Annotated in this window: 22 protein-coding genes; 8 read left to right on the top strand and 14 right to left on the bottom strand. The window is 66.6% G+C overall.

Annotation, left to right across the window (positions count from 1 at the left end; genetic code table 11):
* Window positions 1-890 precede the first annotated feature (890 nt).
* Both OG214_RS19900 and OG214_RS19895 read right to left on the bottom strand, forming a co-directional pair.
* Entirely contained in the window at window positions 891-1,388 is a 498-nt protein-coding gene (locus OG214_RS19900) for a hypothetical protein (RefSeq protein WP_266804592.1), read from the bottom strand.
* Between the two features lie 73 nt (window positions 1,389-1,461).
* Window positions 1,462-1,764, bottom strand: a complete 303-nt coding sequence (locus OG214_RS19895) for a hypothetical protein (protein WP_405987552.1) — start codon at window positions 1,762-1,764, stop codon at window positions 1,462-1,464.
* Between the two features lie 82 nt (window positions 1,765-1,846).
* Here OG214_RS19895 and OG214_RS19890 point away from each other — a divergent pair, with 82 nt between their 5' ends.
* Window positions 1,847-2,203 carry a hypothetical protein gene (locus OG214_RS19890; RefSeq protein WP_405985499.1) on the top strand — a complete coding sequence of 119 codons (357 nt, stop codon included), beginning with the start codon at window positions 1,847-1,849 and terminating at the stop codon, window positions 2,201-2,203.
* Here the strand turns inward: OG214_RS19890 and OG214_RS19885 are convergent.
* The 5 genes from OG214_RS19885 to dnaB form a co-directional block, all read right to left on the bottom strand.
* Window positions 2,194-4,839, bottom strand: a complete 2,646-nt coding sequence (locus OG214_RS19885; protein WP_405985498.1) for a TniQ family protein — start codon at window positions 4,837-4,839, stop codon at window positions 2,194-2,196. The genes OG214_RS19890 and OG214_RS19885 overlap by 10 nt on opposite strands.
* Window positions 4,836-5,954 carry an ATP-binding protein gene (locus OG214_RS19880; RefSeq protein ID WP_405985497.1) on the bottom strand — a complete coding sequence of 373 codons (1,119 nt, stop codon included), beginning with the start codon at window positions 5,952-5,954 and terminating at the stop codon, window positions 4,836-4,838. Before OG214_RS19880 ends, OG214_RS19885 begins: the two co-directional genes overlap by 4 nt.
* The gene (locus OG214_RS19875; protein ID WP_405985496.1) at window positions 5,951-8,086 is read right to left on the bottom strand and encodes a helix-turn-helix domain-containing protein; all 2,136 of its coding nucleotides are present in this window, start codon (window positions 8,084-8,086) and stop codon (window positions 5,951-5,953) included. The genes OG214_RS19880 and OG214_RS19875 overlap by 4 nt, the downstream gene beginning before the upstream one ends.
* Window positions 8,083-8,787 (bottom strand): TnsA-like heteromeric transposase endonuclease subunit, encoded by a 705-nt coding sequence (locus tag OG214_RS19870; RefSeq protein ID WP_405985495.1) that lies wholly within the window; start codon window positions 8,785-8,787, stop codon window positions 8,083-8,085. Before OG214_RS19870 ends, OG214_RS19875 begins: the two co-directional genes overlap by 4 nt.
* A gap of 219 nt (window positions 8,788-9,006) precedes the next feature.
* Entirely contained in the window at window positions 9,007-10,485 is a 1,479-nt protein-coding gene (gene dnaB / locus OG214_RS19865; protein WP_363079912.1) for a replicative DNA helicase, read from the bottom strand.
* 422 nt (window positions 10,486-10,907) lie between these two features.
* Between dnaB and OG214_RS19860 the strand changes: the two genes are divergently transcribed.
* On the top strand, window positions 10,908-12,245 hold the full coding sequence (locus tag OG214_RS19860; RefSeq protein ID WP_405985494.1) for an MATE family efflux transporter: 1,338 nt from the start codon (window positions 10,908-10,910) through the stop codon (window positions 12,243-12,245).
* Between the two features lie 165 nt (window positions 12,246-12,410).
* On the opposite strand, the gene rplI is transcribed toward OG214_RS19860, so the two are convergent.
* The 4 genes from rplI to rpsF all read right to left on the bottom strand — a co-directional run bounded on the left by rplI (window position 12,411) and on the right by rpsF (window position 14,111).
* Window positions 12,411-12,857 carry a 50S ribosomal protein L9 gene (gene rplI / locus OG214_RS19855; RefSeq protein WP_363079910.1) on the bottom strand — a complete coding sequence of 149 codons (447 nt, stop codon included), beginning with the start codon at window positions 12,855-12,857 and terminating at the stop codon, window positions 12,411-12,413.
* A gap of 18 nt (window positions 12,858-12,875) precedes the next feature.
* The gene (gene rpsR, locus OG214_RS19850; RefSeq protein WP_003967857.1) at window positions 12,876-13,112 is read right to left on the bottom strand and encodes a 30S ribosomal protein S18; all 237 of its coding nucleotides are present in this window, start codon (window positions 13,110-13,112) and stop codon (window positions 12,876-12,878) included.
* A gap of 43 nt (window positions 13,113-13,155) precedes the next feature.
* A complete protein-coding gene (locus OG214_RS19845; RefSeq protein ID WP_066947110.1) occupies window positions 13,156-13,746 on the bottom strand; it encodes a single-stranded DNA-binding protein in 591 nt (196 codons plus the stop codon).
* Between the two features lie 74 nt (window positions 13,747-13,820).
* Window positions 13,821-14,111, bottom strand: a complete 291-nt coding sequence (rpsF, locus tag OG214_RS19840; protein WP_006604399.1) for a 30S ribosomal protein S6 — start codon at window positions 14,109-14,111, stop codon at window positions 13,821-13,823.
* Window positions 14,112-14,383: 272 nt separating this feature from the next.
* Here rpsF and OG214_RS19835 point away from each other — a divergent pair, with 272 nt between their 5' ends.
* From OG214_RS19835 to OG214_RS19825, 3 genes are all read left to right on the top strand, one after another.
* Window positions 14,384-14,698, top strand: coding sequence for a hypothetical protein (locus OG214_RS19835; RefSeq protein ID WP_405985493.1), 315 nt, complete (start codon window positions 14,384-14,386; stop codon window positions 14,696-14,698).
* A 110-nt stretch (window positions 14,699-14,808) separates the two neighbouring features.
* A complete protein-coding gene (locus OG214_RS19830; RefSeq protein ID WP_363079908.1) occupies window positions 14,809-15,927 on the top strand; it encodes a peptidoglycan bridge formation glycyltransferase FemA/FemB family protein in 1,119 nt (372 codons plus the stop codon).
* Between the two features lie 114 nt (window positions 15,928-16,041).
* Complete coding sequence (locus tag OG214_RS19825; RefSeq protein WP_363079907.1) at window positions 16,042-17,073, top strand: alanine racemase; 1,032 nt, start codon at window positions 16,042-16,044, stop codon at window positions 17,071-17,073.
* A gap of 191 nt (window positions 17,074-17,264) precedes the next feature.
* Here OG214_RS19825 and OG214_RS19820 read toward each other — a convergent pair whose 3' ends face one another.
* Complete coding sequence (locus OG214_RS19820; protein ID WP_405985492.1) at window positions 17,265-18,755, bottom strand: glycosyltransferase family 87 protein; 1,491 nt, start codon at window positions 18,753-18,755, stop codon at window positions 17,265-17,267.
* Between the two features lie 171 nt (window positions 18,756-18,926).
* Window positions 18,927-21,632: a transglycosylase domain-containing protein gene (locus OG214_RS19815; protein ID WP_405985491.1), complete on the bottom strand. Its 2,706-nt coding sequence runs from the start codon at window positions 21,630-21,632 to the stop codon at window positions 18,927-18,929.
* Window positions 21,633-22,002: 370 nt separating this feature from the next.
* Here OG214_RS19815 and OG214_RS19810 point away from each other — a divergent pair, with 370 nt between their 5' ends.
* The 3 genes from OG214_RS19810 to OG214_RS19800 all read left to right on the top strand — a co-directional run bounded on the left by OG214_RS19810 (window position 22,003) and on the right by OG214_RS19800 (window position 25,270).
* Entirely contained in the window at window positions 22,003-22,719 is a 717-nt protein-coding gene (locus OG214_RS19810) for a PadR family transcriptional regulator (protein ID WP_363079904.1), read from the top strand.
* Between the two features lie 60 nt (window positions 22,720-22,779).
* Complete coding sequence (locus tag OG214_RS19805; protein ID WP_365902327.1) at window positions 22,780-23,862, top strand: inositol-3-phosphate synthase; 1,083 nt, start codon at window positions 22,780-22,782, stop codon at window positions 23,860-23,862.
* A 145-nt stretch (window positions 23,863-24,007) separates the two neighbouring features.
* A complete protein-coding gene (locus OG214_RS19800) occupies window positions 24,008-25,270 on the top strand; it encodes an MFS transporter (RefSeq protein WP_405985490.1) in 1,263 nt (420 codons plus the stop codon).
* Window positions 25,271-25,371: 101 nt separating this feature from the next.
* On the opposite strand, the gene OG214_RS19795 is transcribed toward OG214_RS19800, so the two are convergent.
* Window positions 25,372-26,850, bottom strand: coding sequence for a CCA tRNA nucleotidyltransferase (locus OG214_RS19795; RefSeq protein ID WP_405985489.1), 1,479 nt, complete (start codon window positions 26,848-26,850; stop codon window positions 25,372-25,374).
* Window positions 26,851-26,983: the final 133 nt, after the last annotated feature.

The raw sequence follows: 26,983 nt of genomic DNA, 5'->3' as shown, positions 1-26,983 counted from the left end.
CTGCTGGACGTCACCTGTGATCCCGCAAAGAGTCCATCTGGCAGGCAGAGGGCTGCGACATGGCTTTCGCGGAAGGCTTGCCGGTAGAAGGTCAGCTCAGCCGTTCTGCTCGTCGGTCAGGCCGCCCGTAGTCGCCCAGAGACGGTGCTGTGGTTGGTGGTGGCGCTTCCTCGGACAGCAGGCTCCAACCGAGATGCGCCGTGAGGAACGTGGCGATCTCATCCGCACCGGCGGACTCCGCAGGCAGGTCATCCGGCCGGGGCCGGTAGAACCCAATCAGTTCATCCCGCAGCCGAGCAGTAGGGGGGTCCTGGGTTCCGAGGGTGGTGTAGCTCCGGGCGAATCGTCGGCCCAGCTCCGCTGCCGTCGCGAGCCGCTGCCCCGGGCACCGACTTCCGCAGCCCACCACCAGCCCCGTCAACCCACTCGACCTCGACCAGATCCAGGTCCACCAAGACGAACGAGACCGAGTGAGAATCCGCCGGCTTCAGTGCGCCAGGACATCTGGCCAGTCTCACGGTGATGTCGTATCCGACATCCATCCGACATCGACTATGAGATTCCAATATGGGAGATGAGGTCCTACAAACTCTGTAGGATCTCGCCGCGCGTGTCATAAGGCAGTGCTCTGACCAGCGGCCCCTGAGCTGTCTCAGCTCCGGCCCGCGTGCAGGAGTCTCAGCTTCGCGGCATTTCCTCAGGACCCATCCGTCTGACCACTCGCGCTGAGTCACGGCTTGCTCGATGCGGCTGGCGATGTCCTTCGTCGAGGCCGCGTCCAGGGGCTTCGGAAGTCTGCCGAAGGTGCCAGGAGGGGCGTCGAGCGAGCAACGACGCCAGTTGGTGCACTCGCCTCAGCGAATCGCGGCCTCGAACCGTACTGGTCCAAGTCAGTGCAAGAGACGGACCGTGGGGGCCTCGACGCTGGTGGCCATCATGGCGTCACAGTGACGGCAACCCAAGCCAACAGGGCGAACCATGTTGCTCTGGATCGACGTTTCGCCGGACTCACCGTGTTCGCCGCAGTATGAGCCCAGATGAAGTCGCACCCACGGCGCCCGCGTCAAGGCTATCGACGGGCGGTCGTGCTTGGAGTCCCTAAAAGGAGTCCACCAGAAATCGATGATCGCTCTCAACCTCAACCGCTCGTCCTCGATCGTGGAATCAAACGCCGCGATTCGGGCTGCGGTGAAGTGCTTTCCGTGCTGATCGTCGGACGAACAGACGGCCCGTTCCTCAGCGCGTTCGAGGAAGGTCGTGCGATCGGTCCGCTCGCAGATGAAACAGTCCAAGTTCACGGCGAGCCTGCCCTGCCAGTGCACATTATGAAACCCGTCGCCACGGCTGAGGCCGACGAGCTCCGCGGTGACCTCAATGCTCCTCAACATCGCGCGATCGTCCCACGCCTCTGAGTCCTGCCGTTCACCAGCCCCAGGCGGGGCCACCCGCAGGGCCAAGGGGTCAGCGAGGCCGGGCCGCGATCTGCCGGCGTGCGGCTCTCCAGTGATCCTCGAACTCCTCCGAAGTCAGCAGCTCCGGATCGTGCCCCTCCCACTCTGAGATGGGCAGTTCAGCTGTGATCCCAAACCTGCTGTCGTACTCATCGAGTCGGCCTGCGTCATAGGCCCGCTGCCACTCGGCGAGGGAGGCAGCCGCGATCGGGGTCAGCTCGGGCCCTTCGAGTTCGACCTGCCGGATCACCCAGCTTTCGGCGTCGACCTCGAAGTAGAACCAGGTGTCTTCCTCGTCCCAGTAGCAGCGCATCCATGTGGTCACCGGCCCATGATGGCGAAGATCTGTGCCTGCTCGCTGGGGCAATGTCAGAGCCATGTTGGAGGATCGGGCCATGCTGATTGCAACTGATGAGGCGGGGCAGGTGGTGAAGAAGCCCACGAAGCCGGCGATAGGCCGGATGGTGGCCAACCTCCAGCGCGGGAACGCGCATCTGGTCCTGGAGCGCGTGGAGGAGGACATGGAGGGCAGTTGGTATGTCCAGGTGCTGCTGCGCGACGACAACACGTACCAACTCGAATTCCGGGACGGCATAGCGGCCGAGCACTATCAGACGCGAACCATCTCCCAGGAGAAGGTGCTGACCGCCATGCTCAGCTGGGCGGCCAACAAGACGGACTGGAAAGACGGCTTCATGTGGAACAACATCGGCTCGCAGTTCGCAGCGGATGACGCTCAGCATCAAGGCTGATTCAACCTCGTGCAGACGGCCCCCATGACCTTCTTGCCGAAGGGGGTCAGTTTCATGGCCCGGCCACGTTCCGCACGTTCCAACAGCGTCTTCCCGAGGTCACGTTCAAGGCGATTGATCTGAATCACCAGGGCCGACGGGTGGATGCTCAGGGCCTTGGCCGCCTCACCGATCGTGGGGTAGGACGACGCGGCCGCGAACCGTTCGAGTCGCTGCCAGGCGAAGGCGCCGGTGAGGGCCTTGCGCAGAATTGCGGGGGTGCTGGCCGCCTGCGCGGTCACCTGCAGGGCAGTCTTGTGGCTTCCGCCGCCGCGGGGGCGAAGAGGGATCTTGTGGATGTGGGCCCAGCGGGCCATGTTCGCAGTGCTCATGCCGGTCTCGCGGGCAAGGTCGGGCAGAGTGCGTCGCCGAACGACGTACTGCTCGATGAGCCACGCCCGTTCGATGGTTCCGCGACGCTTGTAGTCCTGGGGGCCATCGCGGATCGGGATGCCGTACTCGCGGGCGAGAGCTGTCAGCATCTGGCGGGAGAAGCCGGTGTGTTCGGCGATCTGCTGAAGCGAGCGGTGTTCATCCAGGTAGAGGCTGGTGAAGGTCTCCTTCGGTACTTCTTGGCGTGCTTTGAAACGGATGAGGCCGGTCGCCTTGGCGGTGGCCTCGGTCGGTGGGAGAGCCGGGGCAGGTTGTTCATCCAACATGAGGCGGATGACCTCGATGCTGGTGCCGAAGGTCTCAGCCGCCTGCCGGACGGGACTCTTGTGCTGCCGGACGAACTGGTGCAACTTGGCCACGTCGATGCGGTCCAGATCAGGTCCAGGAAGAGCGAGTCCGCTCAGCAAGGTCAGGGGCGGCTGCCAGGTCGCCGGCTCTTCATGAATGCCGTGGGCAGCCAAGAAGGTGCGGGCCTCCTCGTTCAACACGTCGGCCAGATAAGGAGTTTGGATGGTGGCGAAGCGGGCGGCCTCGGCCCTGAACCGTGCCTCGTTGATGCTGGAGTGGTCGGGGGCGGCTTCAGCGGGAAGGCCGCTGATGCGCTGAAACAGCTGGCAGCGGACGACGCGCTCACGGAGTCCGTTTCCGGGAAGTGCGCCGGTGCGGCGGCAGATGTCCCGCCAATGCTCATGCGGCAATAGCTGGGCGTAGTCCAGGCTCCGCCGCCGCTGGTAGTCGATGGGAACCTCGGTCGCATCGAGGTGATCGGAGAGTCGGACCAATGCGGCAACGGAGTCCGCCCAATGCGGCTGGTCGTCCAGCATCTGCAGGATGCGGGAAATACCGATGCCGTCGGTGACCGAACCGAGGTGCTCAGCGGCATCCTCCAGGCGGACCTTGCTGTCGATGACCAGCAGGGAGGCGGCCAGGACCGGAGCGAGGATGCGGGGATAGACGCCGTCGGGAGGGGTGAGCCGGACCGTCCAGGACGGCCAGAACATGCTGGGCATCTTCCGTGCCCGATCTTCGATCTCCCGGACCGTCCTCTTCGGGAGCCGGGGCATGTCAGTGGGGGTGCGGTAGCGGAGGTGTTCGCTGGGTCGGAGCGATGGGGCGAGGGCGGACAGATTCACCGCGCTCAGGACGGGACTCAGGCCACGACCCCAGCTGTCGATGCTGGTGGCGCTGATCTGCCAGAGCTCCTCACGCATCGCCTCCAGCAGGCCACGCAACTCGGTCCCCGCCCGGTGGACATCGGGCTGTCCGAGAACGTGCAGGGCGATGCTCACCGCGACGGCTGTACTCACGGCTCGCGGCGGGGCCATGAAGCCGGGCCGTTCCACTGCTCTCAGGGCGAGTTGGGAGCCGGGATCGACGGTGAAGTAGTCCTCGGCGAGGTCCGCCGGCACCAGATTCCTGAGGTCGTGTGCGGGCAGGTCTGCCAGTACCCGCCCGCCGATCGCCCGGACGTCGGCCAATGCTGCCCGGGACGGCTGCGGGTCGAGTGCGTAGGGACCGAAGTCTGCGATGTCCGTCTCGATGACGTTCATCAGCAGCTCCTGGGCCCTGAGGACGGGATGCGCCGCAGGCAGTCGGAGCGTACGGGTCTGTGAAAGATCGAAGCCGCAGCCACCGGTGACGGGGTTGCCGGTATGGGCGGCTGGGTTGCCGCAGCCTCCCGGGTGGGGAACAACCTGCCCGGAGCGGGGCCGCTGACGGGGGACGCGCTCGCACTGAGGGCAGCAGTCCGCCAGCAGCCGGCCGTGCCGAGGACAGGCGAAAGCCCAGCCCAGACGCCAGAACAATTGCCAGCGGCCACCGGTCTCCCGCAGGCAGTCGGGGCAGAACCGCGAGCCCCCGCCGCGGCCCCAGAGGACACGGCGATTCACGTACCGCTGCTCGAAATTGATACTCACGGCCCGTGAGTCGAAATGGGCGAGCGTCATGCCCCTGACGATCTGTTCGTCCAGCCCGCTCGCGTGCGTGATGGCCGCGATCTGTTGCTCGTTGAGCAGAATCGTCCAGTCCGAGGGAATGCCCCGCAGGTGATTCCCCGACCGGTCCCTGACCGGGAGTCCCAGGTGCCGCAGCACCTCGCCGAGCTGCGCATCCAGTCTCCCTGCCAGTGCCTCCAGCCAGGAATCGAGTGCCTCGCCTGCCAGGGGCCGCATCCGAATCGGCAGGGTCCGGACGGTGTCGTTCATGCCGCCGGGCGGCGCTGGGATCGCGGCCGGCTCGTCAGGTGTCGTTTCTCCAACGCCGCTTCGAGCTCTTTGCGGGCCGCCTCGGATGCCTCATCGTTCTTCACTCCGTCGAGCAAGTCACGACTGAGGCGCTCGGCGCCACTGCGGACCGCCCGCTGGCAGCCCCGGTTGATCAGTGTCATGAGGGAGCCGATGTGTCCAGTGCTGCGGGCGAAGAGGTAGTCGGAGAGGTCGTCCGCGAGCATCCCAGGATGCTTGTCGGCCAGGACGACGCGCTGTTCGAGGGCCAGCAGCATCTGCCGCCATTCCCGCCGGCCGGCCTCGGACTCGATCGTGAAGGGCCGCATGCCCAGCCGGGTGGTGCGGCGCCCAGTCTGAGCCAGTGCCGTATTCCGCCGGGAGTCGCCCTCGCTGAACAGGCCCTTGCCGGCGAGGCCCACGCCGATCATCACAAGCGTCACGGGGAACTCGTTGGCGATCCATTTGAGGTGGTTGCTGACCTCGATGCCGTTCTTCTGATTCCACTTCAGGAAGTGCAGGTCATCAAGAGCGAGCAGACGGACCTCGCAGGACACCACGCAGTCCAGGGCCCGCTGGCCGAACTGGGCGGTGGTCCCGCGGTTGCGCCCGGGATGGCCGAAGAACTCCAGCAGGGACCGGTTGAGATCCTTCATCCCGGTGTTGCCGGTCAGCCCGACCCGGCAGACCGGGAGGCGCTCATTCCCCGCCGCGGTGAAGGCGCCCCGCTCGGCGATCTCCCTACGATGGAACTCGCCAAGGAAGGCCAGCACCGAGGTGGTCTTCCCGAGTCCGGGGAATGCGTCGACCGCCACGGCGCCCTTCGCCTTGTCGCCGTCCTGCACGTTGCTGTCGACGATGTCCCACAAGTCGTCGTGCAGTTCCGCCAGCTGAGGCGTCTTGATCGGCCCCAGGTTCGCATGCCACTCCCGCAGCAGCCGATCACGCTCAACTCTCGCCTCCTCGCCCAGGGCCTTCACCTGGCGGCGAGTCAGTTGTTCGGGCTGGATCCGGCGCGGGGTCTCGGCGAACGCCTTCCAGTCCTCCTTGCGCGACAGGGCCAGATTGCCCAGGCCCGGCGGGGAGTCCGTACTCACACATCCTCCAGAGCGTCGGCGTAGAAGTCGTCCTCAGCGGCGAGATCTTCCAGATCGGCCTCGTCGTCATCGCCCATCTCGACGCTCTCCGGCAGCGGTTCCCCCGCCGGCTTCTCCAGAACTTCGGCCTGCCCGAGGGCTCTGCGTACGGAGGGAAGCGAGACGACCGTCTCCTCCTCGGTCGGAGGCAGCTCGATGGCGGCCTGCTCACGCGAGAGCCGCAGGACCATGCGCCGCTCTGCGAGGGTGGTGCCCAGCCCAAGGTTCCACCGCTCCAACAGATCAGCCACGGCGAGCCGGTCATCAGGGAAGCGGTACTTCCCAGCGGCCAGCTGCCGGGCGAAAATCAGTGAGTCCTCACTCAGCGGCATCCGCGCCGACGGCGCGTGTTCCCACGTCAGGGTGTGCCACTCGCGGGTCGAAGGGTTGCGGAAGTAGATCCGGGTGATGTCGTCCGGGTCGACCTGGAACGGCCAGCCGTTCTTCACCGGGCCGTCGTAGGGGCTGCGGATACCCGCCTCCGGAAGGCCCGGCCCGCTGTAGCGTCGGCGGCCGATCTCGACGCCATAGTGCTGGACCGTGCGCCACTTCGTCTGCAGGAACTCGAAGCCAAGGTCCCGGTCACGGGGGACCTCGATGTAGCCGGCCCTGGCCATGCCGTGCTCGAACATCTTCGCCGGGGACATCCTCAGCCCAGGCACCCCAGGATCGACCAGACCCGCGTGCGGCCGGCAGTGATAGACCGTCGCCGTCCACTCCCGGACGATGGCTTCCAGCTCGTCGAGGAAGAAGAACGCGTCGTCCTCCGGGCTCTCGCCCCGGGAGTGGATGTCAGGGCCCTTGTAGCCGGGCAGTATCTGCAACAGCCCCTCGCGCAGGGTGCGGAAGTAGCGCTCAACCGGCCCTTTGTCCCGTCCCGTTCGCAACCGTGCGGGCTGGATCGAGATGCCCATCCGACGGCAGACGCTGGTCAGATGTTCCGAGACGTAGACCTTGCCGTGATCGACAACCAGCGTCTCGGGAACCAGCGGAGGAGACGCGAGCCCCGGACCGACGGCCCCATCGACGTCGACCAGGACGGTCCGGGGGATGCCGTGCTCGGGCCAGACCGCGTGCCGTGGCCAGTCCCGCCCCGCAGGCCGCGGGCGGAATGACTGGAAGAGCACCGCGCTGACGTCCACCGCCTTCGTGGAGACTGGCGTGACCCGGATCCCGGTGAGGCAGCGGGTGTACCAGTCCATCGCGACCGTCAGCTCGGCCTGGACCCACTTGAGTGTGAACGGGTCGAACGCGAACACATCCAGCCGAGTGGAGTCCATCAGCAGATACTCACCTGGCCGCGTCGGCCGCAGCTTCCCGTAGACGCCCTCCGGCCGACCAGCGATGTCCCGGTTGCGTTTCGTACTCAGCCGGAATAGTGGATGTCGCCGTTCCAGCTCCTCCAGCAGTCGAAACGCCGTCGCCCGGCTCGGCATCTTCACCGCATCTGGTCCGAACCGCGCGATCACCCGTGCCCGGGTCCGCTCGATCACCAACGTGCGCGACGGCTTCGACTGATCTGTGTGCTCGACCATGACTTCCAACGCGGTCTCCACCCACCGCTCATCGGCCGCGATCTCCGACCTCCGAGCCGGTCCCTTCTTGGGGGCAAGCCCAGCCTCTCCGTGCTCCCGGAATTCGGCGATCCAGCGCTTCAAGGTGCGGAGGCCCATTCCGAGTTCGGCGATCTTCGACGCGTATCTGGCCTCCAACGGCCTCTCCGGCGAGTACTCGGGGCGAGGTTCGTCAGCACGCGCGAGTTCTGGGCTGCCGGACCGGTAACCCGTCAGCACCTCGCGGACATGCTCAGCCCGATCAAGGACCTTCCTCTTCTCCGCCTCGTCAAGCTGCGCGAGGACTACGGAGGCGATCTCACCCTCGTCGTCTGCCGACGGTCCCGGACCGTCGGGACTGATGGCGGCGCGGTCTGAGAACAGCAGCTCCTTGAGCGACAGCCGCAGAAGTCGCCCGTGGGCGTCCTTCAAGACCACTTCGTTGCCCGCTGTGGTCGCGGCCATCTCCACCACCTCGACGGTCTCTCCGTCGTAGCAGAAGCGCGTACCGACCCCGACCCGAGCCCCCGCCCTGCTCATGCCACCCACCTCAGAACATGGGAAGGGCTGAGCGGTCGATCGAGATCGGTAACGAGAGACTGCGTCCAGAGCAAATGATGGACAGCAGAACGCACTTGAGGCTCCGGGCGATCCGGCAGACAGCACGTAGCCTGCCCCAAAGAGACACCATCGAGGTCAGCTCCCCGCAGCTCATCCAGAACCTTGGGGCTGAACAGCCAGTCCCTTCGATAGCCCGCCAGGAACCGGATGTTTTCCAGCTCCACGGTCGGATGCTCGCTCCAGACTTCGTACTTCCATCCCCGCGACTCCACCGCTCGCCGAGTCCAGCCAAAGGTGAACTCCACCTCCGGCTTGGACAACCGGTGCAGCGGCTTGACGTCGACGACCACCGGGACCTGCCCGGTGAGCAGGAGATAGTCCGGGATGTGCTTCCGGACCCTCCCCTCCAGCACCGTCTTCAGCAAGAAGGGCTGGGCCACGATGCCGCGTACGGACCGATCGAAATCAGCGAAGAGCAACCGCGACAGCTCCAGTCGCGACTCGTAGATCACGTGATCGCGCATAGTCGCCGACCAGTAGGTGCCCGAGTAGTGCTTCTGGCCCTTGTACCAACGGAACGTCCGCCAGGGCTGAGCCGACTGCAGGAGGCCGATGGGCGCCAAGTCCCACTCTTCGTCCTCGGTGGGAGGGCCATCTGGCCGACGAACGCTCACCGTCACAGCCGCACTGTCCACCCCACACCCCCAGCCCACGGGCAATAGCCCATGTAGCCAAGGGTGTCAGCGCCGCATCGTCGGGCGGAATGCTCCAGAGCCTCCGTCACTCGAAAAGGTGACGGCCTCGACCAGCAAGTCTCACGGAGACGGCATAAGTGCCGCCGATATGCCATCGGAGCTGAGATTGTGCCGCGAAATTTGAGACCCTACAAAACTCGGGCGTCAGGTCTGCGCCATGTCCACGAAGCGGGAGTAGTGGCCCTGGAAGGCCACGGTGATCGTGGCTGTCGGGCCGTTACGGTGCTTGGCCACGATCAGGTCGGCCTCGCCCGCGCGGGGGGACTCCTTCTCGTAGGCGTCCTCGCGGTGCAGCAGGATCACCATGTCCGCGTCCTGCTCGATGGAGCCCGATTCACGCAGGTCGGAGACCATCGGTTTCTTGTCCGTGCGCTGCTCGGGGCCACGGTTGAGCTGTGACAGCGCGATGACCGGCAGCTCCAGCTCCTTGGCGAGGAGCTTGAGGTTTCGCGACATGTCCGAGACCTCCTGCTGGCGGCTCTCGGCGCGCTTCGAGCCACCGGACTGCATGAGCTGGAGATAGTCGATGACCACCAGCTTGAGGTCGTTGCGCTGCTTGAGGCGACGGCACTTGGCCCGGATCTCCATCATCGAGAGATTCGGCGAGTCGTCGATGTAGAGCGGGGCCTGGGACACGTCCGGCATACGGCGGGCCAGTCTGGTCCAGTCCTCGTCCGTCATCGTGCCGGAGCGCATATGGTGCAGCGCCACTCGGGCCTCCGCCGACAGCAGACGCATCGCGATCTCGTTGCGGCCCATTTCGAGCGAGAAGATCACGCTGGGCAGATTGTTCTTGATGGACGCGGCACGGGCGAAGTCCAGCGCGAGCGTGGACTTGCCCATCGCGGGACGGGCGGCGATGACGATCATCTGGCCGGGATGCAGGCCGTTGGTGAGGGAGTCGAAGTCCGTGAAGCCCGTCGGCACACCCGTCATCTCCCCGCTGCGGGAACCGATGGCCTCGATCTCGTCGAGCGCGCCCTCCATGATGTCGCCGAGCGGCAGATAGTCCTCGCTGGTCCGCTGCTCGGTGACGGCATAGATCTCGGCCTGGGCGGAGTTGACGATCTCGTCGACGTCGCCGTCGGCCGCGTATCCCATCTGCGTGATCTTGGTGCCCGCCTCGACCAGCCGGCGCAGCACCGCCCGCTCATGGACGATCTCCGCGTAGTACGACGCGTTGGCCGCGGTCGGCACCGACTGGACGAGTGTGTGCAGATACGAGGCCCCGCCGACGCGGGTGATCTCCCCGCGTCGGGTCAGCTCGGCCGCCACCGTGATCGGGTCGGCCGGCTCGCCCTTCGCGTAGAGGTCGAGGACGGCCTGGAAGACGGTCTCGTGCGCGGGGCGGTAGAAGTCATGCCCCTTGATGATCTCCACGACATCGGCGATGGCGTCCTTGGACAGCAGCATGCCGCCGAGGACGGACTGCTCGGCGTCGAGATCCTGCGGCGGAACCCGCTCGAAACCCGTGGATCCGCCGTCCCAGACCCCGGTGTCACGCCCACGCTCATGCTGCTCGTCGCGGCCTCGGCCCTCACCACGGCGCTGCCGGGAGACAGGCAGACGGTCACTGGGACCGGCATCGGTCCAAGGGTCGTCCAATGGCTCGGGAATGCTCACCGGCCACCTCCTCACGTCCGCGCCGCGGACCTCGCCGTGCCACTGTTTCTACGGCACGACACTGACAAAACGAGAGGCCTGACTCCGGTTCCGGCGCGTCGGACGCCGGTCCACGGTAGGCCCGTCTGCACCGTCAGCCAATCTGGTTATCCACAGGCCATGTGGACGACGGATCAGATGCTGTGGAGAACCCCCGCGAACCTGTGCACGGACCGGGGGACAGCACTGTGGACAAAGTCATAGCGACCTCATCGCACCCCACTTGAGCTGGCCTTTTTCCATCCACCGGCTGTGGGGGAGAAAAACTTTCCCGACTGGACCAAGATCAGAACAAACAGCGCACAGCAGAGCCCTCACCGAGGAGACAAGTAAGGACTGCAAGTTGATTGCGCCGCTTACCTGTGGAAGATTAGATTGACCGCATGACACAGGCCCCCGCGGGATCCAGAACCCTACGGCGACGGCACGATCGCGAGATCCTCGCACTCGCCGTTCCCGCCTTCGGCGCTCTTGTCGCCGAGCCGCTCTTCGTGATGGTGGACAGTGCGATCGTCGGCCATCTCGGCACCCCGCAACTGGCCGGGCTGGGCATCGCTGCCGCTCTCCTCACCACCGCGGTGAGCGTCTTCGTCTTCCTCGCCTACGCCACCACCGCGGCCGTCGCCCGTCGCGTCGGCGCCGGCGATCTCCCGGGCGCCATCCGTCAGGGCATGGACGGTATCTGGCTGGCCCTGCTTCTCGGCGCCGCTGTCATCGCCGCCACCCTGCCCGCCGCACCCTGGCTCATCGGCCTCTTCGGGGCTTCGGACACCGCCGCCCCATACGCCATCACCTATCTGCGGATCTCCAGCCTGGGTATCCCGGCCATGCTGGTTGTACTGGCTGCGACCGGCATACTGCGCGGGCTCCAGGACACCCGGACCCCGCTCTATGTCGCCATCGGCGGATTCGGCGCCAACGCTGCGCTCAACGCCGTCCTTGTCTATGGTGCCGGTCTCGGTATCGCGGGCTCGGCCTGGGGCACGGTCATCGCCCAGTGCGCGATGGCCGCCGTCTATCTGGTGGTTGTCGTACGAGGAGCGCGCCGGCATGGCGCCTCGCTGCGCCCGGACTCCGCGGGGATACGGGCCAGTGCCCAGGCCGGCGTGCCCCTGCTGGTCCGTACGCTCTCGCTGCGCGCGGTACTGATGATCGCCACCGCGGTCGCGGCACGCCTGGGCGACGCTGACGTGGCCGCCCACCAGATCATCCTGTCGCTGTGGAGTCTGATGGCCTTCGCGCTCGACGCGATAGCGATCGCGGGCCAGGCGATCATAGGTCGCTATCTCGGGGCCGACGACATCAAGGGCGCCCAAGAGGCCTGCCGTCGCATGGTGCAGTGGGGAATCGTCTCCGGTGTGCTGCTCGGCGCTCTGATTGTGCTCGCCCGCCCGCTGTTCATCCCGCTCTTCACCGGCGACCAGGTGGTCCGGGACACCCTGTTGCCTGCCCTGCTGGTCGTGGCCGTCTCCCAGCCGGTCGCGGGCATTGTCTTCGTACTGGACGGCGTACTGATGGGCGCGGGGGACGGCCCCTATCTGGCCGGGGCGATGTTGGTGACACTGGCGGTCTTCGCACCGGTCGCTCTACTCGTCCCCGCTCTGGGCGGTGGTCTGACAGCACTCTGGTGGGCGATGGGACTGATGATGGCGGTCCGCATGCTGACGCTCTGGCTGCGCACACGCTCCAGCCGTTGGCTCGTCACGGGTGCTACACGCTGACGCGGTGCACCAGCGCTGGTCGCCGTTTCACGTGAAACATTCAGGAGCGAGCCATCCAGGGTGCCCGTTTCACGTGAAACATCAGCGACAACAACAGCGACAACAGCGAGAGGGCCGCACCCCTGACGGGATGCGGCCCTCTCCATGCTCTGCCGAGCGCAGCGCTTACGCGGCGATGACCTCGATGCCGAGCTTCGCGGCGACCTCGGGGTGCAGACGCACAGACACCTGGTGCGAGCCCAGGGTCTTGATCGGCGAACCCAGCTCGATACGGCGCTTGTCGACCTCCGGGCCACCGGCGGACTTGATCGCGGAAGCGAGGTCGGCCGGAGTGACGGAACCGAAGAGACGACCGGCGTCGCCAGAGCGAACAGCCAGCCGCACCTTGACGGCTTCGAGACGGGCCTTGATCTCGTTGGCCTGCTCGATGGTCGCGATCTCGTGGATCTTGCGGGCGCGGCGGATCTGCGCCACGTCCTTCTCGCCACCCTTGGTCCAGCGGATCGCGAAACCGCGCGGGACCAGGTAGTTGCGAGCGTAGCCGTCCTTGACGTCGACGACGTCACCGGCGGCACCGAGGCCTGAGACCTCATGGGTGAGGATGATCTTCATGAGTCGGTCACCCTTCCCTTATCGCGCGGTGGACGTGTAGGGCAGCAGCGCCATCTCACGGCTGTTCTTGACGGCCGTGGCGACATCACGCTGGTGCTGCGTGCAGTTGCCGGTGACGCGGCGGGCACGGATCTTGCCGCGGTCGGAAATGAACTTCCGCAGCATGTTCGTGTCCTTGTAGTCCACGTACTGGGTCTTGTCCTTGCAGAAAGCGCAGACCTTCTTCTTAGGCTTGCGCACAGGCGGCTTCGCCATGGTGTTTCTCCTGTGTGATCAAGAAGTGGGGTACGAGCCCGCCCTAGAAGGGAGGCTCGTCCGAGTAGCCGCCGCCGGAGCTTCCGCCCCAGCCGCCTCCATTGCCCCCGCCGCTCTGCGGCTGCTGGCCGCCGCCGGCCGGCGCGCTGGTGGCCCACGGGTCGTCGGCGGGAGCACCGCCACCGCCCTGCTGGCCTCCACCACCGGGGCCGCCGCCCCAGTTGCCGCCGCCGCCCTGGCCGCCGCCGTAGCCGCCCTGGCCACCACGGCCGGTGGTCTTGGTGACCTTGGCCGTGGCGTTCTTGAGGCTGGGGCCGACTTCCTCGACATCCAGCTCGTAGACCGTGCGCTTGACGCCCTCGCGGTCCTCGTACGACCGCTGCTTCAGCCGGCCCTGCACGACGACGCGCATGCCTCGCTGAAGCGACTCGGCGACGTTCTCCGCCGCCTGACGCCAGACCGAGCAGGTCAGGAACAGGCTCTCGCCGTCCTTCCACTCATTGGTCTGACGGTCGAAGGTGCGAGGAGTGGACGCGACGCGGAACTTCGCGACCGCCGCACCGGACGGGGTGAAGCGCAGCTCGGGGTCGTCGACGAGATTGCCGACGACCGTGATGACGGTCTCGCCTGCCATGGGTGAACCTCTCGGCGGGGATTGCTTCTGGCTGCTTGCTGCTACTCGGACCCGATGACCTCTGAGCTAGATGCTCAGTGGGTCTCGGGACGGAGGACCTTGGTCCGGAGGACCGACTCGTTCAGGTTCATCTGTCGGTCGAGCTCCTTGACGACCGCAGGCTCGGCCTGAAGGTCGATGACCGAGTAGATGCCCTCGGGCTTCTTCTTGATCTCGTAAGAGAGACGACGACGGCCCCAGGTGTCGACCTTCTCGACCTTTCCGTTGCCCTCACGGACGACGGAGAGGAAGTTCTCGATCAGCGGGGAGACAGCGCGCTCCTCGAGATCGGGGTCGAGGATGACCATCACCTCGTAGTGACGCATGTGGAACCCACCTCCTTTGGACTCAGCGGCCACGGTCGTTCCGTGGCAGGAGGGTCGTGATGCGTGAGCAACGGTATCGGCCGCCACTGACAATCCGGCTCGCGGTACGAGGGATTGTGTGCTGGCCTGGGCAGACACCGGTGCAGACCGTACAGACTACCCGCACTGCGGCTTCCGCTTGAAATCCGGCCGCCCCCGGCCGCAATCTGTACACATCGGGTGTGTGCGACGCTACGATGCGCCGCCTTCCGGCTATGGCCAGGAGGTGCCACATGGCACAGGCAATGCGACCGAACTCCGCCACCTCCCTCTTCTCCACGGACGGCAAGCGTCATCCCCGCCAGGACGCGCTGGTCGCGGTGACGCTGACACTGGGACTTCTCGCTTTTTTCTCGGCCTTCTTCTACAACCTGCATCTGCTCAGCTCATGGGCCGGACTGATCGGGATCCTGACGGGTGCGTACGGGCAGTTCATCTCCGTCACGACCCGTGAACGCTTCCTCAACATCCTCGGGCTGGGAGCCTCCGCGGTCGGCTTCTTCCTCGGAATGTCACACGGCGGACTGTTCGGCGGAGTCATCGGCTGACGGCCGCTCCGTACACGGCCAGACCGGGCGCTCCATCGGCGCAGTAGGCTTCGGCGCGAGAGCCGGAGCCCCTGTATCCATGGGGACACACCTGCCGAGGAGCGCCCCGCATGAGCCTTACCCTGAGGACCATCAGCCGAGAGCAGCATCTGGCGTACATCCAGAGCCTGCCCGCGGCGAGTCATTGCCAGGTCCCGGCATGGGCTGACGTCAAGACGGAGTGGCGCTCCGAGAACCTGGGCTGGTTCGACAAGAACGACCAGCTCGTCGGCGCCGGACTGGTGCTCTACCGTCAGCTCCCCAAGATCAAGCGGTATCTGGCGTATCTGCCCGAGGGCCCGGTGCTCAACTGGTACGCCCCCAACCTGGACGACTGGCTCCAGCCGATGCTGGCGCACCTCAAGCACCAGGGCGCCTTCTCCGTGAAGATGGGCCCCCCGGTCGTCATCCGCCGCTGGGACGCGGGCGCCATCAAGTCCGGCATCCAGGACCCGGACGTCAAGCGCCTGCGCGATGTCGAGGCCACACACATCGAGCCCCGCGCCTTCGAGGTGTCCGACCGGCTGCGCAAGATGGGCTGGCAGCAGGGCGAGGACGGCGGCGCCGGCTTCGGGGACGTACAACCGCGCTATGTCTTCCAGGTGCCCCTGGCCAACCGCTCGCTGGACGATGTCCTCAAGGGCTTCAACCAGCTCTGGCGGCGCAACATCAAGAAGGCGGAGAAGGCCGGCGTCGATGTCGTCCAGGGCGGCTACGACGACCTCGCCGAGTGGCAGCGGCTCTACGAGATCACGGCCGAACGTGACCACTTCCGGCCGCGCCCGCTCTCGTACTTCCAGCGGATGTGGTCCGTGCTGAACGCCGAGGACCCCAACCGTATGCGTCTGTACTTCGCCCAGCACGAGGGCGAGAACGTCGCGGCGGCGACGATGCTGATCGTCGGCGGCCATGTCTGGTACTCCTACGGCGCGTCCGCCAACCACAAGCGCGAGGTCCGGCCCTCGAACGCGATGCAGTGGCGGATGCTGCGCGACGCCTACGCGATGGGCGCCACCGTCTACGACCTTCGCGGTATCTCCGACTCGCTCGACGAGACCGACCATCTCTTCGGTCTGATCCAGTTCAAGGTGGGCACCGGCGGCGAGGCCGTCGAGTACATCGGCGAGTGGGACTTCCCGCTCAACAAACTGCTCCACAAGGCGCTCGACATCTACATGTCGCGCCGTTAACCGCGATGATGGGCCGCGGACACGTGCGGTGGACATTTCCGTAAAGCCCTCAAGAACCCCAAGACCACTCATACCCTTCATACACCGCAGCCCCGAGAAAGGTTCCGGACCGGCATGGCGCTCTCCCTCTACGTCGACACCGCGCGCTGGCGGGCGCACCAGAAGTCGGTCATCGAGCAATTCCCGGGGCTTGTCCCGGTCTGCAAGGGCAACGGCTACGGCTTCGGCCATGAGCGCCTCGCCGACGAGACCACACGCTTCGGCTCCGACACGCTGGCCGTGGGCACCATCTACGAGGCCGCCCGGATCAAGGACTGGTTCAGCGGTGACCTCCTTGTGCTCACCCCCTTCAGGCGGGGCGAGGAGCCGGTTCCGCTGCCCGACCGCGTCATCCGCTCCGTCTCGTCCGTCGACGGGGTCTTCGCGCTGGTCGGCGCCCGTGTCGTCATCGAGTGCATGTCCTCCATGAAGCGCCATGGCGTGAAGGAGGAAGAGCTGGGCCAGCTCCACGCCGCCATCGAGGACGTACGTCTGGAGGGCTTCGCCCTGCACCTTCCGCTCGACCGTACGGACGGCTCCGACGCGGTCGAGGAGGTCATCGGCTGGATGGACCGGCTGCGCGCGGCACGGCTCCCGCTGCACACCATGTTCGTCAGCCATCTGCGCTCCAGTGAGCTGGCCCGGTTGCAGCAGCAGTTCCCGCAGACCCGTTTCCGCGCCCGTATCGGAACCCGGCTCTGGCTCGGCGACCACGAGGCCACCGAGTACCGCGGCTCCGTCCTGGACGTCACCCGGGTCGTCAAGGGCGACCGGTTCGGCTACCGGCAGCAGAAGGCCGCCTCGGACGGCTGGCTGGTGGTTGTCGCGGGAGGTACGTCCCACGGCGTCGGCCTGGAGGCACCCAAGGCCCTGCATGGCGTGATGCCCCGCGCCAAGGGCGTCGCCCGCGCCGGTCTGGCCACGGTCAACCGCAATCTCTCCCCGTTCGTCTGGGCCGGGAAGCAGCGCTGGTTCGCCGAGCCCCCGCACATGCAGGTCTCGATCCTGTTCGTGCCCTCGGAGGCCGACGAGCCCAAGGTCGGCGACGAACTGGTGGCCCATCTGCGCCACACGACAACCCAGTTCGACCGCCTCGTCGACCGCTGACGCCAGGCCCGCCCGCGGCCCCCGGCGCCCTCGCAGCACCGCCCCTCGCGGCACCGCGCTCAGAGCGCCCTCACAAGCGCTCTGAGCGTCTCAGTGGAGTCCGGAGCGCCAGGAAGCCTTCGGAAAGGCGCAGGGGAGCCCGGAGGAGCCGGAGCCTGGGAAGCGCGCGGCAAGCCCGCACCGAGCCGCTCTCAGGCCGCTCCGGGCGGCCGCATCCCCCACTCGACGCGCGGTGCCTCCACCGTCTGAGCCGTCTGCTCCGTCGAGCGGCGGGCCTGTCCGAGTACGAACACGTCCTTCGCGCCGTCCAGCACACCGCCCGAAGGGTCGTCCGTACCGTCCGTCCGTACACCGTCCCGCTCGGGCAGCAGGGCGTCCCGTACGACCAGCGCGCACAGATACAGCGTCCCCGCCAGATGCAGGGCGATGGCGAGCTGGTATCCCTCCGTGGGCAGGCCCTTGTGGGCGTCACCGCTCGTCGTGTACGCGAGGTACATCCAGATGCCCAGGTAGTACATGACCTCGCAGGCCTGCCAGATCAGGAAGTCCCGCCAGCGCGGCCGTGCCAGGGCGGCCAGCGGAATCAGCCACAGTACGTACTGCGGCGAGTAGACCTTGTTGGTGAGGATGAACGCGGCGACGACAAGGAAGGCGAGCTGCGCGAAACGCGGCCGGCGCGGGGCCGTCAGGGCCAGCAGCCCGATGCCCGCGCACGCCAGCACCATCAGCACCATCGCATAGGTGTTGACGGTGTCGACCTCCAGTGACTTGCCCGTGCGCTGTGTGATGATCAGCCAGAAGGACCCGAAGTCCACCTGCCGCTCCTGGCTGAAGGTGTAGAACTTCTTCCACCCCTCGGGTGCGAGCACCATCACCGGCAGATTCACCGCCAGCCACGCGCCCGCCGTGCCCAGCAGGGCCGTGCCGTACTCCCGGAACCTCCCGGCCCGCCAGCACAGCACGAACAGCGGTCCCATCAGCAGAACGGGATAGAGCTTGGCGGCGGTCGCGAGCCCGATGAGGATGCCGAAGGCCAGCGTCCGGCCGCGGGACCACATCAGCATCGCCGCGGCGGTGAGCGCCACGGCCAGCAGATCCCAGTTGATGGTGGCGGTGAGCGCGAAAGCGGGCGCCAGAGCGACCAGCAGGGCGTCCCAGGGGCGGCGCCGGTGGGTGCGTGCGACACAGACCGCGATGACCGCGGCGCAGATCATCAGCATCCCCGCGTTGACCATCCAGTACATCTGCTCGCGGTACTGGATGGAGCCGCCCGGCGTGAGCCAGGAGGCGACCTCCATGAAGAGGCCGGTCAGTACGGGGTACTCCAGATACGGCATGTCGCCGTTCAGCCGGTCGAAGTACGGCACCAGGTTGTCGGCGAAGCCACGCCCCAGATAGAGGTGCGGAATGTCCGAGTAGCAGGCGTGGGTGTACTGCGAGCTGGCGCCCCGGAACCAGGCCCATTCGTAACAGGGCATCTTCTGTGCCATGCCCAGCGCAAACATTCCGATCGCCACCAATGCGACGACACGTACGGGCGTGAGCCGGCTGCTGCCGAGCCAGGCCCAGCGCCCGATCGGGCCCCCGATCAGCTCACTGCCGGCCGCGGCGATCTCGTCCCGCCGGGTGGGGGACACGACCGGCCGGTCCTGGTGCACGGTTGTCTCTTCTGCGCTGGGCATGGCGCCCATCCTGCCGTACGGGGCCGTGAACGCGACGAGGGCCGCCGCACGGTACGCACAGTGGGTCTGTGCGTAACCGGTGCGACGGCCCTCGATCAGGCACGTCGGACGCTGCCAGGGGCAGGATCGTCGGTCGGGCCGAGCGGCTGTCCTCCCGCCGCCCCCGGCCGGCTAACCCCCCGAGCCTCCGAAGAAGCCACCGCTGCCGTCCTGGCCGCCCGGATCGGCGCCGGTCGCCGGCGGTGATGAACTCGGTCCGCCGTTGCCGCCGCCGTTGTCACCGCCCTGATTGCCGCCTTGATTGCCGCCGCCGTTGTCGCCGCCCTGATTGCCTCCGCCGTTGTCGCCACAGCCGAAGATCTGCTCACAGGTGTCGCTCGGGCTGGGCGGGGCCGAGGACGGCGTCTCGGACGGCGTCTCGGAGGGGGTCTCCGACGGCGTCTCGGACGGGGTCTCGCTCGGCGTCGGGGTCGGGCTGGCGGCGCCGCCGCCGTACCAGCTGCCGCCGATGGGCTCGGGCTTGGGGAAGGCCTTGGCGGGCACGTTCTTCAGCGCCTCCGCCATGTAGTCGTGCCAGATCTCGGAGGGGAACGACGCACCGTGGATCGATTCCTGATCACCGGTGCCGTACATCTCCAGGAACTCGCGCTTCTTGTTGTTCGCGTCGTCGTCCATCCGGTACATGTCGATGGCGGTCGAGAGCTGCGGGGTGTAACCCACGAACCAGGCGGACTTGTTGCCGTCGGTGGTACCGGTCTTGCCGGCCACCTCACGCCCCTCCAGCCGGGCGTTCTTGCCCGTTCCGTCCTCCACCACGGTCTTCAGGACATCCGTGACATTGTCCGCCACCGCGGCGGAGAACGCCGTCTTCGCCCCCTTGTCGTGCTGGTAGACGGTCCCGCCGCCCTTCTTCACCTCGGTGACGGAGTACGGGTCGCGCTGCTTGCCGCTGGACGCGAAGGTGGCGTAGGAGGCCGCCATGCGGATGGCGCTGGGGTCGGAGATACCGATCGAGAACGACGGCACGTCGGACTTGTTGAGAGAGCTTTCCAGCAGGCCCGCCCGGATCGCGTAGTCCCGCACCACCGGGATGCCCACGTCCATGCCGAGCTGGACGAAGGGGGAGTTGGCTGATTCCCGCATCGCCTCACGCAGATCGATGTCGCCGTACGACTCATCCCCGTCGTTGGTCTGGAGCCACTCCTTCCCTTCCTCGTTGGTCCAGATCGAACCGTCGTAGTTCTTGATCTTCAGCTTGTTGTCGCCGTTGTAGATCGTCTTGTCCGGCGAGACGGGAGTGCGCTGGTCCGGGCCCTGGTCCAGGCCTCCCTGCGGATCACGCACACCCTTGTCCATCGCGGCGGCCAGCACATACGGCTTGAAGGTCGATCCGACCTGCGCGCCCGTCTGGTCGGCGTTGTTGGTGAAGTGCTTGACCGCGTCCTGGCCGCCGTAGATGGCGACGATCTTCCCGGTCGCGGGCTCGACGGAGGCACCGCCGAACTGGACGTGCGTGTCGGTCTTCGGCCGCTTCTTGGGGTCGATATTGGCGTCGTAGACCTTCTCGACCGCCTTCTGGAGCTGCTGGACCTTCTTCTTGTTGAAGGTCGTGTGGATCTCGTAGCCGCCCGTGGCCAGCTGTTCGGCCGTGGTGCCCTGGTCGTTGTTGTTGACGAAGTAGGCCTTCGCCAGGTCCACCAGATAGCCGATCTGTCCGCTGAGCTCGCCGTTCTTCTTCGGCGGGTCCGGCATCGGGAAGCTTGTGTACTTGGCACGCTCTGCCGCGTCGAGGCGCTTGTCCCTGACCATCTCGTCGAGAATCCACGACCAGCGCTCCGTAGCCCGCTCGGTGTTCTTGGCGGCGGTGGCCTCCGGGTCGATCTCGGACTGTCCGGCGGGGTCGTAGAGCGTCGGACCCTTGAGGAGCGCGGCGAGGAAGGCGCACTCGCTCGCGTTCAGCTCCTTGGCGTCCTTGCCGTAGTACGTACGGGCCGCGGCCTGGATGCCGCTGGCACCGCGTCCGTAGTACGAGGTGTTCAGATAGCCCGCCAGAATCTCGGGCTTGTCCATGTCCGTGCCGACCTTCATGGAGATGAACAGCTCTTTGAACTTACGGCTGAACGTCTGGCTCTGGTCTCCGAGGCGGGCGTTCTTGACGTACTGCTGGGTGATGGTCGAGCCACCCTGCGTGTCACCGCCCATGGCCATGTTGAACAGCGCCCGGCCCATGCCCATGACATCGATACCGGGGTCTTCGTAGAACGACTTGTTCTCGGCGGAGACGACCGCCCACTGCATCGCCTTGGGGATGCTCTCGATCCCGATGATCTGCCGGTTGACCTCACCACCGGTGGCGACCATCTGCGTGCCGTCGTCCCAGTAGTAGACGTTGTTCTCGGCCTTCGACGCCTTGTTGTCGTCGGGGACCTGGACCACGGCGTACGCGATCGTCCCCGCGGCGAGGACGGAGCCGAGGAAACCGATGGAGAGGGCGGTGGTCTGCTTCCAGGACGGCACCCATCGGTGCCAGCCGTATTTGCCGTAGCGCGGATAGTCGATCAGCCGTTTCTTGCCCGGCTGGCCACCGCGGCCGGGCCCTTCGGCCCCTCCGCCCCCGCCACGCCGGCCACCGCCGGGTCCACCACGGCCCGGCCCCCCGGCATCCGGCGCACGTCGGCGGCCGCCCCGCTGGGCGGCACGCCTGGCGGCGGCACGCCCGCCGTAGGCGGTCTCCTCCTCGTACGAATCGGAGTGCGAAGCCGAAACGGTTTCCTGGGAAGGGGCAGCGCGGCGGCCTGATGGCTGCTGGGCCGCACGCCTGGCCGCGGCACGTCCGCCACCCTGCGGCTGCGGTTGTTTGCGACGGTGCTCGCTCATCGAACGACTACTCCTCGGGCAGGCGCGGACGCCTGGAAGCGGCAGTTGAGTTCCGGTCCCCCCGAAATGAATACGGACCAGCCCGGTTGGGAGCTCATCCGGCAGACAGCCGGTAAGCCGACAGTCTTGACGCTCAGCCGCGTCGTTCGGTTCCCAGTGGTCTGCATGCCGCACAGACTACGCACGGCCAAAACCTTCCGAGAGCCGAAGTTCGTCTCAAATCAGGCAAGTTGCTTCCTGAGAATTGTCAATGTGACGCCGTTCACCTTGACCCCACTTGTCCCAACTGCATCTCCGTTCTATCGTCAGGATGTATCGAGTCGATACATCAGAACGCCATAAGGGTCCCGGACGGTGGAGGAGGCGAAGGGTGAGCAGACGCTCGGGCATCCTTGAGTTCGCTGTCCTCGGTCTGCTCCGCGAGTCCCCCATGCACGGCTATGAGCTGCGAAAACGGCTCAATACCTCGCTGGGGATCTTCCGGGCCTTCAGTTACGGGACGCTCTATCCCTGCCTCAAGACGCTGGTCGCCAACGGCTGGTTGATCGAGGAGCCGGGCAGCGCCCCCGAGGAAGCACTCGCCGCCTCACTGGCGGGGCGCCGCGCCAAGATCGTCTATCGGCTGACGGCGGAAGGTAAGGAGCACTTCGAGGAACTCCTGTCGCACACCGGTCCCGATGCCTGGGAGGACGAGCACTTCGCTGCTCGGTTCGCCTTCTTCGGCCAGACGGAGCGCGAGGTGCGGATGCGGGTGCTGGAGGGGCGGCGCAGCAGGCTGGAGGAGCGTCTGGACAAGATGCGCGCCTCCCTGGCCCGTACGCGTGAGCGCCTCGACGACTACACGCTTGAGCTCCAGCGCCACGGAATGGAGTCCGTGGAGCGCGAAGTGCGCTGGCTGAACGAGCTCATCGAGAGCGAGCGGGCGGGACGGGACCAGCGACGGTCCGGCCCCGAGGGTCCCGCCGCACAGGAAGACACACCGGGGAAAGCGGATGGCCTGCCCCGGCACCTGGACGCCGCGTCTCCCGGGGGCATGTCCCCGGGGCATCCAGGACCGCCGGATCCGTCCGCGGACACCACCAAGTGAGGTCCTGCACCTCCGCAGGGTCTCATCATGAACACTGAGATCGAACAGGGAGCAACCGGAATGGGTTCGGTTCGCGTAGCCATCGTCGGCGTGGGCAACTGCGCCGCCTCGCTGGTGCAGGGCGTCGAGTACTACAAGGACGCCGACCCGGCGGGCAAGGTACCGGGTCTGATGCACGTCCAGTTCGGCGAGTACCACGTGCGGGACATCGAGTTCGTGGCCGCCTTCGACGTCGACGCGAAGAAGGTCGGCCTCGACCTCGCGAACGCCATCGGCGCCAGCGAGAACAACACCATCAAGATCTGTGATGTGCCGACCACGGGCATCACCGTCCAGCGCGGCCACACTCTCGACGGTCTGGGCAAGTACTACCGCCAGACGATCGAGGAGTCCCCCGAGGCACCCGTGGACATCGTCCAGACCCTCAAGGACAAGCAGGTCGACGTCCTCGTCTGCTATCTGCCCGTGGGGTCCGAGGCCGCCGCGAAGTACTACGCGCAGTGCGCCATCGACGCCAAGGTCGCCTTCGTCAACGCCCTTCCGGTCTTCATCGCCGGCACGAAGGAGTGGGCGGACAAGTTCACCGAGGCCGGGGTCCCGATCGTCGGTGACGACATCAAGTCCCAGGTCGGCGCGACCATCACGCACCGCGTCATGGCGAAGCTCTTCGAGGACCGGGGCGTCGTCCTGGACCGCACGATGCAGCTCAACGTCGGCGGCAACATGGACTTCAAGAACATGCTCGAGCGTGAGCGTCTGGAGTCCAAGAAGATCTCCAAGACGCAGGCCGTCACCTCCCAGATCCCCGACCGTGACCTGGGTGCGGACAATGTCCACATCGGCCCGTCGGACTATGTCGCCTGGCTCGACGACCGCAAGTGGGCGTACGTCCGCCTCGAAGGCCGCGCCTTCGGCGATGTCCCGCTGAACCTGGAGTACAAGCTCGAGGTCTGGGACTCCCCGAACTCCGCGGGCGTCATCATCGACGCCGTGCGTGCCGCGAAGATCGCCAAGGACCGCGGCATCGGCGGCCCGATCCTGTCGGCGTCCTCGTACTTCATGAAGTCGCCGCCGGTCCAGTACTTCGACGACCAGGCGCGCGAGAACGTCGAGAAGTTCATCAGGGGCGAGGTCGACCGCTAGCGGTCGCTTTCCCGTACGAGCCACGCGCTGTACGCGGAGCCATATGAGAGGGGTCACCGGACGGCTGTCCGGTGACCCCTCTCATGTGTCCCGTCCAGGCGTCCCGCCGAAGTGCCCCACGGAGGCGTGTGTGACGCTGACTCACATGCCTGTCCGACGTGATCTGCGTGTACTCCTGCGCGTCAGCGCTTTCCGTCGGCTGCTCGCGGTCCGTCTGCTGTCCCAGGGCGCCGACGGAGTCTTCCAGGTCGCGCTCGCCGCCTATGTCGTCTTCTCGCCGGACAAGCAGACCTCGCCCGCCGCGATCGCCTCCGCCATGGCGGTCCTGCTGCTGCCGTACTCACTGGTCGGCCCGTTCGCCGGTGTGCTGCTCGACCGCTGGCAGCGCCGCCAGGTCTTTCTGTACGGCAATCTGCTGCGGGCCCTTCTGGCGAGCTGTACGGCGCTGCTGATCCTGGCCGCCGTGCCCGACTGGTGCTTCTATGTCTCGGCGCTGTCCGTGACCGCCGTCAACCGGTTCGTTCTCGCAGGCCTTTCGGCCGCCCTGCCTCAGGTCGTCGACAAAGACCGTCTCGTCCTCGCCAACTCCCTCTCCCCGACCGCCGGCACGCTTGCCGCCACCGCGGGAGGCGGGCTCGCCTTCGCCGTACGGCTGACCGTCTCGGACTCCGACGCCGCCGTGATGCTGCTGGGCGCCGTCCTCTATCTCTGTGCCGCGCTCACCTCGCTGCTGCTGGCACGCGAACTCCTCGGTCCCGAGCAGTCGGTCATACCGACACGTCTGGGCGCCGCCCTGGCCTCCACCGCACGCGGACTCGCGGGCGGACTCCGGCATCTCAGGGAACGGCGGGCCGCAGCCGGCGCACTGGCCGCCATGACGGTGATGCGCTTCTGCTACGGGGCGCTCACCGTGATGGTGCTGATGCTCTGCCGGTACGCCTGGACCGACCGGGACTCCGACGGGCTGGCGCTGCTCGGACTCGCTGTCGCTGTTTCCGGAGCGGGCTTCTTCGTCGCCGCGGTGCTGACCCCGTGGACGGCGGGCCGACTCGGACCGTATGGCTGGATGGCGGTGTGCTCGGGCGCGGCCGCCCTTCTCGAACCCGCCCTGGGACTGCCCTTCGCTCCCGTGCCCACACTCGTGGCCGCGTTCGTTCTCGGTCTGATCACGCAGGGAGCGAAGATCGCCACAGATACGGTGGTGCAGACCGCGGTGGACGACGCCTTCCGGGGCCGGATCTTCTCGCTCTACGACGTCCTCTTCAATGTGGCCTTCGTCGGCGCCGCAGCGGTCGCCGCACTGATGCTGCCCCCGGACGGCCGGTCGGTACCGCTCGTGCTGACAGTCGCGATTCTCTATGCGGCCGTCGCCGTGGCCCTGACGCGCGGAAGGCGATGTTTCACGTGAAACATCGCCCCCCAAGCACACGCGGCGCGGGTCATGTTTCACGTGAAACATGACCCGCGCCGCGTTGGCGGCGGCTCATCACACCGCCCAGCCCGCATCCTCTACTTCTGGGTCGCTTTCTGGGTCGCCCACCACTCCTTGAGGGCGGCGACAGCCGCGTCGTGCTCCATCGGCCCGTTCTCCAACCGCAGCTCCAGCAGGAAGGTATAGGCCGCACCGATCACCGGACCTGGACCCACACCCAGAATCTCCATGATCTGGTTGCCGTCCAGATCGGGCCTGATCGCATCCAGCTCCTCCTGCTCCTGAAGCTCGGCGATGCGCTCCTCCAGACCGTCGTACGCACGGGAGAGCGCGCTCGCCTTGCGCTTGTTACGCGTCGTGCAGTCCGAGCGGGTCAGTTTATGGAGCCTGTCCAGCAGCGGACCCGCGTCGCGCACATACCGCCGCACCGCCGAATCGGTCCACTCACCCGTCCCATAGCCGTGGAAGCGCAGATGCAGCTCCACCAATCGCGAGATGTCCTTCACCAGATCGTTGGAGTACTTGAGCGCGGTCAGCCGCTTCTTGACCATCTTCGCGCCCACGACCTCATGGTGGTGGAAGGAGACCCGGCCGTCCTTCTCGAAGCGCCGCGTTCTGGGCTTGCCGATGTCATGCAGCAGAGCGGCCAGTCGCAGTACCAGATCCGGCCCGTTCTTCTCCAGGTCGATGGCCTGCTCAAGAACGGTCAGCGAGTGCTCGTACACATCCTTGTGCCGATGGTGCTCATCGCTCTCCAGCCGCAGGGCCGGCAGCTCCGGCAGCACCCGGTCGGCGAGCCCGGTGTCGACGAGCAGCGCCAGCCCCTTGCGCGGATACGCGGAGAGAACCAGCTTGTTCAGTTCGTCACGCACCCGCTCGGCGGAGACGATCTCGATCCGGCCGGACATCGCCGTCATCGCCGTGACCACATCCGGGGCCACCTCGAAGTCCAGCTGCGCGGCGAACCGCGCGGCCCTGAGCATCCGCAGCGGATCGTCGGAGAAGGACTCCTCGGGGGTACTGGGGGTACGCAGCACCCGCGCGGAGAGATCCTCCAGCCCGCCGTGAGGATCGATGAACTCCTTCTGCGGCAGCGCGACGGCCATCGCGTTCACCGTGAAGTCCCGGCGTACGAGGTCTTCCTCGATGGAGTGCCCGTACGACACCTCAGGTTTGCGCGACGTCCGGTCGTAGGCCTCCGAACGGTAGGTCGTCACCTCGATCTGGAAGCGTTGATCGACGCCCTCGACACGGGCGTCCTTCTGGACGCCGACCGTGCCGAAGGCGATCCCGACCTCCCAGACCGCGTCCGCCCATGGCCTGACGATCTTCAGAACGTCCTCGGGCCGGGCATCGGTGGTGAAGTCCAGATCGTTGCCGAGCCGGCCGAGAAGGGCGTCCCTGACCGAACCGCCGACCAGAGCGAGACCGAATCCGGCATCCTGGAATCGGCGCGCCAGATCATCGGCGACGGGGGAAACCCGCAGCAGTTCACTGACCGCGCGGCGCTGCACCTGGCTGAGTGCACTGGGACTGACTTCATTGGCGTTCGGCACAACAGAAAAGGGTACGTGCCGTGGCTGCCGCGAGCGGCCCAGTTTCGGGCTCCCCGGCCTCCGATGCGGGGGATTCCGGCTGCGCATGAGATTCTTCCGATCATGTGGAGCAGTCCCCAGCACTTCGCCACAG

The sequence above is a fragment of the Streptomyces sp. NBC_00872 genome, from assembly GCF_045161915.1.
In the GTDB taxonomy this organism is placed as follows: domain Bacteria; phylum Actinomycetota; class Actinomycetes; order Streptomycetales; family Streptomycetaceae; genus Streptomyces.
This window is presented reverse-complemented; position numbering and strand designations above follow the sequence as displayed.

Bases quoted from the DNA above. Each gene is read 5' to 3' on its own strand.
- OG214_RS19900 (WP_266804592.1), bottom strand. From the start codon at position 1,388: ATGTTGAGGAGCATTGAGGTCACCGCGGAGCTCGTCGGCCTCAGCCGT.
- OG214_RS19895 (WP_405987552.1), bottom strand. From the start codon at position 1,764: ATGCGCTGCTACTGGGACGAGGAAGACACCTGGTTCTACTTCGAGGTC.
- OG214_RS19890 (WP_405985499.1), top strand. From the start codon at position 1,847: ATGCTGATTGCAACTGATGAGGCGGGGCAGGTGGTGAAGAAGCCCACG.
- OG214_RS19885 (WP_405985498.1), bottom strand. From the start codon at position 4,839: ATGAACGACACCGTCCGGACCCTGCCGATTCGGATGCGGCCCCTGGCA.
- OG214_RS19875 (WP_405985496.1), bottom strand. From the start codon at position 8,086: ATGAGCAGGGCGGGGGCTCGGGTCGGGGTCGGTACGCGCTTCTGCTAC.
- OG214_RS19860 (WP_405985494.1), top strand. From the start codon at position 10,908: ATGACACAGGCCCCCGCGGGATCCAGAACCCTACGGCGACGGCACGAT.
- rplI (WP_363079910.1), bottom strand. From the start codon at position 12,857: ATGAAGATCATCCTCACCCATGAGGTCTCAGGCCTCGGTGCCGCCGGT.
- rpsR (WP_003967857.1), bottom strand. From the start codon at position 13,112: ATGGCGAAGCCGCCTGTGCGCAAGCCTAAGAAGAAGGTCTGCGCTTTC.
- OG214_RS19845 (WP_066947110.1), bottom strand. From the start codon at position 13,746: ATGGCAGGCGAGACCGTCATCACGGTCGTCGGCAATCTCGTCGACGAC.
- rpsF (WP_006604399.1), bottom strand. From the start codon at position 14,111: ATGCGTCACTACGAGGTGATGGTCATCCTCGACCCCGATCTCGAGGAG.
- OG214_RS19835 (WP_405985493.1), top strand. From the start codon at position 14,384: ATGGCACAGGCAATGCGACCGAACTCCGCCACCTCCCTCTTCTCCACG.
- OG214_RS19830 (WP_363079908.1), top strand. From the start codon at position 14,809: ATGAGCCTTACCCTGAGGACCATCAGCCGAGAGCAGCATCTGGCGTAC.
- OG214_RS19825 (WP_363079907.1), top strand. From the start codon at position 16,042: ATGGCGCTCTCCCTCTACGTCGACACCGCGCGCTGGCGGGCGCACCAG.
- OG214_RS19820 (WP_405985492.1), bottom strand. From the start codon at position 18,755: ATGCCCAGCGCAGAAGAGACAACCGTGCACCAGGACCGGCCGGTCGTG.
- OG214_RS19815 (WP_405985491.1), bottom strand. From the start codon at position 21,632: ATGAGCGAGCACCGTCGCAAACAACCGCAGCCGCAGGGTGGCGGACGT.
- OG214_RS19805 (WP_365902327.1), top strand. From the start codon at position 22,780: ATGGGTTCGGTTCGCGTAGCCATCGTCGGCGTGGGCAACTGCGCCGCC.
- OG214_RS19800 (WP_405985490.1), top strand. From the start codon at position 24,008: ATGCCTGTCCGACGTGATCTGCGTGTACTCCTGCGCGTCAGCGCTTTC.